Origin of the sequence: Pseudomonas sp. 22189 (assembly GCF_052045635.1) — a bacterium.
Lineage (GTDB): Bacteria > Pseudomonadota > Gammaproteobacteria > Pseudomonadales > Pseudomonadaceae > Aquipseudomonas > Aquipseudomonas parakoreensis.
The window spans coordinates 50,834-57,382 of sequence record NZ_JBQEPG010000031.1 but is presented as its reverse complement, the minus strand read 5'-3'; the positions used below and the strand labels follow the sequence as shown (position 1 = coordinate 57,382).

Below are 6,549 nucleotides of genomic sequence, written 5' to 3'. Positions count from 1 at the left end.
CGTTACACGCTGCTGTCAACACCTCTTTTTCACCGCTTTCGACCGAGAAGATCGAACCGTCAAAAGAGCCAAACATCACCGCTCTTTCAACTCCTTCCAGGCTTCGATTAACTGAAGCGACCCACTGTCGAAAACTGCGTAACTCATTGAATCTCAAGGAGTTTTCCGTTTCGACTGCGCCGGAAGTGGGGCGAATTATAGACCTCCAGAATCTGCCGTCAACAGCTTTTTTCACATTTCTGTCATATCGGTCAAAAAGCCTCGAAAACACGAAGGCCGACCTCTAGAGGTCGGCCTTCGTCATGCCTTCTACTTACAAGCTAGGGAAAGCGAATTGCGAAGCCTCATGGCTCGCACGCTGCGGCCAGCGCTGGGTGATGGCCTTGCGACGGGTATAGAAGCGCACACCATCCGGGCCATAGGCATGCAGGTCGCCGAACAGCGAACGCTTCCAGCCACCGAAGCTGTGGTAAGCCACCGGTACCGGCAGTGGTACGTTGACGCCGACCATGCCGACTTCAATCTCGTCACAGAACAGACGCGCCGCTTCACCGTCACGGGTGAAGATGCAGGTGCCATTACCGTATTCGTGATCGTTGATCAGCTTCATCGCCTCTTCCAGGCTGTTCACGCGAACCACGCACAACACCGGCCCGAAGATCTCCTCCTTATAGATGCGCATTTCAGGGGTGACGTTGTCGAACAGGCAGCCGCCGAGGAAGAAGCCCTCTTCGTTACCTGGAATGCTCAAGCCGCGACCATCGACCACCAGGGTCGCGCCCGCTGCTACGCCGTCATCGACATAACCGCTGACCTTGTCCCGCGCCTGACCGGTTACCAGTGGTCCCATGTCCAGCCCACACGAAGTGCCGGCACCGATTTTCAGCGCCTTGATCTGTGGAACCAGTTTCGCAACCAGTGCATCCGCCACCTGATCGCCGACACACACCGCGACCGAAATCGCCATGCAGCGCTCACCGCACGAACCGTAAGCCGCGCCCATCAATGCGCTGACTGCATTGTCCAGGTCCGCATCCGGCATCAACACCGCATGGTTCTTCGCCCCGCCCAGTGCCTGAACGCGTTTGCCGCGCTTGGTACCTTCGGCGTAGATGTATTCGGCAATTGGCGTCGAGCCAACAAAGCTCAGCGCTTTGACTTCCGGCGCTTCAATCAGCGCGTCCACTGCAGTCTTGTCGCCATGCACCACGCTCAGCACGCCTTTCGGCAAACCGGCTTCCAGCAGCAGTTGGGCGATCAACAGTGTCGAGCTTGGGTCACGCTCGGACGGTTTCAAAATGAAGCAGTTACCGCAGACGATCGCCAACGGGTACATCCACAGTGGCACCATCGCCGGGAAGTTGAACGGCGTGATTCCGGCAACCACACCCAGTGGCTGGAAGTCCGACCAGGCGTCGATGTTCGGGCCGACGTTGCGGCTGTACTCGCCCTTGAGGATTTCCGGCGCGGCGCAGGCGAACTCGACGTTCTCGATACCACGCTTCAGTTCACCGGCGGCGTCTTCGAGGGTCTTGCCGTGTTCTTCGCTGATCAATTGCGAGATGCGCGCTTCGTTCTGCTCCAGCAATTGCTTGAAGCGGAACATCACCTGGGCACGTTTGGCCGGCGGGGTGTTGCGCCATGCCGGGAACGCGGCCTTGGCGGCGTCGATCGCGTGTTGAATGGTTTCGCGGGTGGCCAGCGGCAGCTTGTGGATTGCCTGACCGGTGGACGGGTTGAACACATCAACCGCGCGACCGTTCTCGGTCACCAGTTCGCCATTGATCAAATGCGGGATAACGCTCATCGAAAACTCCTGAATTCTTGTGTACAGACGCCCGCATGGAGCGCCTGTTATTCGCAGGTATATATAGAGGGAAAAATCAGTCGAGCTTGTTCAGCACTTCGCCAACCGCGTCAAACAGACGATCGAGGTCTTGCGGCTTGCTGTTGAAGGTTGGGCCAAACTGCAGGGTGTCGCCGCCGAAGCGCACGTAGAACCCGGCTTTCCACAGGGCCATGCCGGCCTCGAACGGACGCACAATGGCGTCGCCGTCGCGGGCGGCAATCTGGATCGCACCGGCCAGGCCGTAGTTACGGATATCGATGACGTTCTTCGAACCTTTCAGGCCGTGCAGGGCATTTTCGAAATGCGGTGCAACCTCGGCCACGCTCTGCACCAGGTTTTCCTTTTGCAGCAGATCGAGTGCCGCCAGGCCAGCGGCGCACGCCACCGGATGCGCCGAGTAGGTGTAGCCGTGGGGGAATTCCACCGCATATTCCGGCGTCGGCTGATTCATGAAGGTCTGGTAGATCTCGGAGCTGGCAATCACCGCGCCCATCGGGATCGCGCCGTTGGTGACCTGCTTGGCGATACACATCAGGTCCGGGGTCACGCCAAAGCTCTCGGCGCCAAACATCGATCCGGTGCGGCCGAAACCGGTGATCACTTCGTCGAACACCAGCAGGATGTTGTGTTGATCGCAGATCTCGCGCAGACGCTTCAGGTAACCCTGAGGCGGAACCAGTACACCAGCGGAGCCGGCCATTGGCTCAACGAAGACCGCCGCGATGTTCGATGCATCGTGCAGTTCGATCAGCTTCAACAGTTCATCGGCGAGGGCGATGCCGCCCTGCTCCGGCATGCCACGGGAGAATGCGTTGCTGGCCAGCAGCGTATGCGGCAGGTGATCGACGTCCATCATCGCCTGGCCGAACAGTTTGCGGTTGCCGTTGACGCCGCCGAGGCTGGTGCCTGCGATGTTCACGCCGTGATAACCGCGGGCACGGCCGATCATTTTGGTCTTGGTCGACTGACCTTTCAGACGCCAGTAGGCACGGACCATTTTCACCGCGGTGTCGGCACACTCGGAGCCGGAGTCAGTGAAGAACACGTGGTTCAGGTTGCCCGGGGTCAGATCAGTGATTTTTTCCGCCAGTTGGAATGACAACGGATGGCCGTACTGGAAGCCCGGCGAGTAATCGAGGGTGCCCAGTTGCTTGGCGACCGCTTCCTGGATTTCCTTGCGGGTGTGCCCGGCGCCGCAGGTCCACAGACCGGACAGCGAATCGTAGATCTTGCGGCCCTTGTCATCGAACAGCCAGCTGCCTTCGGCCCCCACGATCAGACGCGGATCGCGCTGGAAGTTGCGGTTGGCGGTGTACGGCATCCAGTGCGCGTCCAGTTTCAGTTGGCTGGCCAGTGGCGACGGCGCGTTTTCAGGCATGTTCATCGGGCAAAACCTCGCAGGGCATAAGCATCAGGGAGATAAAAAGCGTTGTTGCAGCTAAATTGCCACGGCGATAAAGTCGGTGAAATCCAACTTTTCTAACCTTCAGTTAGAAGCCTGCTAAACAATGAGAACAACAGCATGAGCAGTCGTCGCCCCGATCCGCTGGCCCAGGTCAGTGATTTTGATATTCGCCTGCTGCGGATTTTCCGCAGCGTAGTGGAGTGCGGCGGCTTCTCGGCGGCGGAAACCGTGCTCGGTATCGGGCGCTCGGCGATCAGCCAGCAGATGAGCGATCTGGAACAGCGCCTCGGCCTGCGCTTGTGTCAGCGTGGCCGCGCCGGATTCTCGTTGACCGAAGAAGGCCGCGAGGTTTATCAATCGGCGCTGCAACTATTAAGTGCGCTGGAAAGTTTCCGCACCGAGGTCAACGGATTGCACCAGCACCTGCGCGGCGAACTGATCATCGGCCTCACCGACAACCTCGTCACCCTGCCCCACATGCGCATCACCCATGCCCTCGCCCAGTTGAAGGAACGTGGGCCGGACGTGCAGATCCAGATCCGCATGATCGCGCCCAATGAAGTCGAACAAGGCGTGCTCGACGGCCGCCTGCATGTCGGCGTGGTGCCGCAGGCCAGTGCACTGTCGGGGCTGGAATATCAGCCGTTGTACAGCGAGCGCTCGCTGCTTTATTGCGCAGTGGGTCATCCGCTGTTTTATGTCGATGACAAGCAACTGGATGACGAACGCCTGAACAGTCAGGACGCGATTGCGCCGACGTTCCGTTTGCCGGCGGAAATTCAGGCGCATTACCAGGCACTCAACTGCACCGCCAGCGCTTCCGACCGTGAGGGCATGGCGTTTCTGATTCTGACCGGGCGTTATATCGGTTATCTGCCGGATCACTACGCCAGTCTGTGGGTGCAGCAAGGGCGCTTGCGTCCGCTGAAATCGACGACGCGTTTTTATGACTTGAGCCTCGCATCGGTCACGCGCAAGGGGCGGCGCCCTCATTTGGTGCTCGAGAGCTTTCTGGAGAGCCTGGCGGCGACGCGTTGAAAGCAAGATCAACAGATCGCAGCCTCCGGCAACTCCTACATTTGGCAATCGCAATCCCTGAAAGCTGAGCAAGTGGACAGGTTTTTGCAGTGAAGGGTGAACTCGATCCCTGAACAAGAAGCCAAACCCATGCAGCCAGATTCTGAACCGTCCAGCGAACTGATCTACGGCCTCGATGACCGCCCAAAACCACCGGCAGCTATCCTCGCCGCCCTGCAACACGTGCTCGCCAGTTTCGTCGGCATCATCACCCCGCCGCTGGTGATCGGCTCGGCTCTCGGGCTGACCGCGCACTTGCCGTACCTGATCAGCATGGCGCTGATGGTTTCCGGGGTCGGTACTTTTATTCAGGCGCGGCGACCGTTCGGCATCGGCGCCGGGATGATCTGTTTGCAGGGCACCAGCTTCGCCTTCCTCGGCGCAGTGCTGTCGGCCGGGTTTCTGGTCAAGCAGCGCGGCGGCAGTCCGGAGGACATTCTGGCGATGATTTTCGGCGTGTGCTTTTTCGGCGCCGTGGTGCAGATCGCCCTCAGCCGTTTCATCGGTCAGTTGCGCCGGGTCGTCACGCCGCTGGTGACCGGGATCGTCATTACTCTGATCGGCATCAGCCTGATCAAGGTCGGCATCACCGATCTGGGCGGTGGTTTCAATGCTCCGGACTTCGGTGCACCGGGCAATCTCGCGCTGGGGGTGTTCGTGTTGCTGACGATCATCCTGCTCAACCGCTCGAACACGCCGTGGGTGCGGCTGTCGGCAATCATCATCGGACTGCTGCTGGGCAGTCTGGCCGCGTGGTTCAGCGGGAAACTGGTCCCGCAGGCATTGCCTGACTTGCCGCTGATCAGCCTTCCTACGCCATTCAAGTTCGGTTTCAGTTTCGACTGGACGGCGTTCCTGCCGGTCGCGCTGATTTATCTGATCAGCACCATCGAAACCGTCGGTGACCTCACGGCCAATTGCATGCTCGCCCGTCAGCCGATCAGCGGCCCTTCTTATATAAGCCGTTTGCGCGGCGGCGTACTCGGCGACGGCGTGAGCTGCATGATCGCCGCCACCTTCAGCGCCTTCCCCAACACCACGTTCGCGCAGAACAACGGCGTGATCCAGTTGACCGGCGTCGCCAGCCGCTATGTCGGGCTGTACATCGGCGCGATTCTGTTTTGTCTCGGCCTGTTCCCCATGATCGGCGCGGTGCTGCAGCAGATCCCGAAACCGGTGCTTGGCGGCGCCACCCTGGTGATGTTCGGCAGCGTCGCCGCAGCCGGGGTGCGGATTCTCGCGCAGTCGCCGCTGGACCGCCGCAGCATGCTGATCATCGCCACCTCGCTCGGCGTCGGCCTGGGCATTGCCGCGCAACCGAACCTGCTGCACCTGTTGCCGAAACTGGTGCAGAACCTGTTCGACTCGGCAATTACCAGCGGTGGCCTGACCGCGATCATCCTCTGCCTGTTGCTGCCGGAGGCGAAAACCTCGACCGTCGAATCCGGCGCATCGTTGAACAAGATCGAACAGGCGTAACGGTTTTATTGCATCAGGACTTGTCGGATGCCTGTGGGTGCGTTATCAACGCAACTGGTTGCACCCACAGACAAACCGGAAGTGCCTATGACCTTTGAAGTCCCAGCCCATGGCGGCAAACCCGCCAGCCGCATTCGTCAGAAGAACGAAGAGACCATCCTCAAAGCCGCCGAAGACGAGTTCGCCCGTCACGGGTACAAAGGCACCAGCATGAACACCATTGCGCAGAATGCCGGGCTGCCCAAGGCAAACCTGCATTACTACTTCACCAACAAGCTTGGGTTGTACGTGGCGGTGCTGAGCAACATCATCGAGCTGTGGGACAGCACCTTCAATACCCTGACCGCCGAGGACGATCCCGCCGAAGCGCTGACCCGCTACATTCGCGCCAAGATGGAATTCTCCCGCCGTCAGCCGCAGGCCTCGCGCATCTTTGCGATGGAAGTGATCAGCGGCGGCGAGTGCCTGACCGAGTATTTCAACCAGGATTACCGCGCCTGGTTCCAGGGTCGCGCGGCCGTGTTTCAGGCGTGGATCGATGCCGGAAAGATGGACCCGGTGGACCCGGTGCACCTGATTTTCCTGCTGTGGGGCAGCACCCAGCATTACGCCGACTTCGCCACGCAGATCTGCCGCGTCAGCGGTCGCAGCAAACTGACCAAGCAGGACATGGAAGACGCCGGCAACAACCTGATCCGCATCATTCTCAAAGGCTGCGGCCTCACCCCGACTATTTAAG

The 6,549-nt window shown here is 59.9% G+C and carries 6 protein-coding genes; 4 read left to right on the top strand and 2 right to left on the bottom strand.

All coding sequences use genetic code 11. The features are described 5' to 3' along the window. A partial coding sequence (locus ACTJKS_RS24670; protein ID WP_440829015.1) for a hypothetical protein occupies positions 1–287 on the top strand: 287 nt, incomplete at its 5' end. A 26-nt stretch (positions 288–313) separates the two neighbouring features. Here the strand turns inward: ACTJKS_RS24670 and ACTJKS_RS24665 are convergent. Then, the gene (locus ACTJKS_RS24665; RefSeq protein WP_041067919.1) at positions 314–1,807 is read right to left on the bottom strand and encodes a CoA-acylating methylmalonate-semialdehyde dehydrogenase; all 1,494 of its coding nucleotides are present in this window, start codon (positions 1,805–1,807) and stop codon (positions 314–316) included. Positions 1,808–1,883: 76 nt separating this feature from the next. Beyond that, on the bottom strand, positions 1,884–3,233 hold the full coding sequence (locus ACTJKS_RS24660; protein ID WP_041067922.1) for an aspartate aminotransferase family protein: 1,350 nt from the start codon (positions 3,231–3,233) through the stop codon (positions 1,884–1,886). Positions 3,234–3,371: 138 nt separating this feature from the next. Between ACTJKS_RS24660 and ACTJKS_RS24655 the strand changes: the two genes are divergently transcribed. From ACTJKS_RS24655 to ACTJKS_RS24645, 3 genes are all read left to right on the top strand, one after another. Beyond that, positions 3,372–4,292 carry a LysR family transcriptional regulator gene (locus ACTJKS_RS24655; protein WP_108181602.1) on the top strand — a complete coding sequence of 307 codons (921 nt, stop codon included), beginning with the start codon at positions 3,372–3,374 and terminating at the stop codon, positions 4,290–4,292. Between the two features lie 129 nt (positions 4,293–4,421). Then, positions 4,422–5,810, top strand: a complete 1,389-nt coding sequence (locus ACTJKS_RS24650) for a uracil-xanthine permease family protein (RefSeq protein ID WP_198760268.1) — start codon at positions 4,422–4,424, stop codon at positions 5,808–5,810. Positions 5,811–5,897: 87 nt separating this feature from the next. Further along, a complete protein-coding gene (locus ACTJKS_RS24645) occupies positions 5,898–6,548 on the top strand; it encodes a TetR/AcrR family transcriptional regulator (protein WP_027613646.1) in 651 nt (216 codons plus the stop codon). Position 6,549 lies beyond the last annotated feature (1 nt).